Origin of the sequence: Streptomyces nogalater, from assembly GCF_039532885.1 — a bacterium.
In the GTDB taxonomy this organism is placed as follows: Bacteria; Actinomycetota; Actinomycetes; order Streptomycetales; family Streptomycetaceae; genus Streptomyces; species Streptomyces nogalater.
In genome coordinates this window covers 1-878 of the sequence record NZ_BAAASM010000096.1, presented here as the reverse complement: position 1 = coordinate 878, position 878 = coordinate 1, and the positions used below count along the sequence as shown (strand labels likewise).

Sequence of the window (878 nt, the reverse complement as noted above, 5' to 3'; positions counted from 1 at the left end):
AGCGACTGGTGGGTGGGTGCGTCCGGTACGTGTGCGGGGCGGTTCTTGGCGAACTCCTCGCGCAGGACGGGGACGACTTCCTCGCCGAGTATGTCGAGCTGTTCCAGCACGGTCTTCAGGGGCAGTCCGGCGTGGTCCATCAGGAACAGCTGGCGCTGGTAGTCGCCGACGGTGTCGCGGAAGGCGAGGGTCCTTTCGATGACCTGCTGCGGGGAACCGACGGTCAGCGGGGTCTGCTCGGTGAAGTCCTCCAGCGAGGGCCCGTGGCCGTAGACCGGGGCGTTGTCGAAGTAGGGGCGGAACTCGCGTACCGCGTCCTGGCTGTTCGTGCGCATGAACACCTGGCCGCCCAGGCCGACGATGGCCTGCTCGGGGGTGCCGTGCCCGTAGTGGGCGTAGCGCCTGCGGTACAGCTCGACCATCCGCTTGGTGTGGTCGGCGGGCCAGAAGATGTTGTTGTGGAAGAAGCCGTCGCCGTAGTACGCGGCCTGCTCGGCGATCTCGGGGGAGCGGATGGAGCCGTGCCAGACGAACGGCGGGGTGGCGTCCAGCGGGCGGGGCGTGGAGGTGAAGCCCTGCAGGGGGGTGCGGAACTTGCCCTCCCAGTCGACGACGTCCTCGCGCCACAGCCGGCGCAGCAGCGCGTAGTTCTCGATGGCCAGGTTGATGCCCTCGCGGATGTCCTGGCCGAACCACGGGTAGACCGGGCCGGTGTTGCCGCGGCCCATCATCACATCCACCCGGCCGTCGGCCAGGTGCTGGAGCATCGCGTAGTCCTCCGCGATCTTCACCGGGTCGTTGGTGGTGATCAGGGTGGTGGAGGTGGACAGGATCAGCCGCTCGGTGCGGGCGGCTATGTAGCCGAGCATCGTGGTCGG

At 68.3% G+C, this 878-nt stretch carries 1 protein-coding gene; it reads right to left on the bottom strand.

All coding sequences use genetic code 11. The annotated features are described in order from the left end of the window. Positions 1 to 878 (bottom strand): CE1758 family FMN-dependent luciferase-like monooxygenase (locus ABD350_RS37755; RefSeq protein WP_344353973.1); only part of this gene is annotated, 878 nt, incomplete at both ends.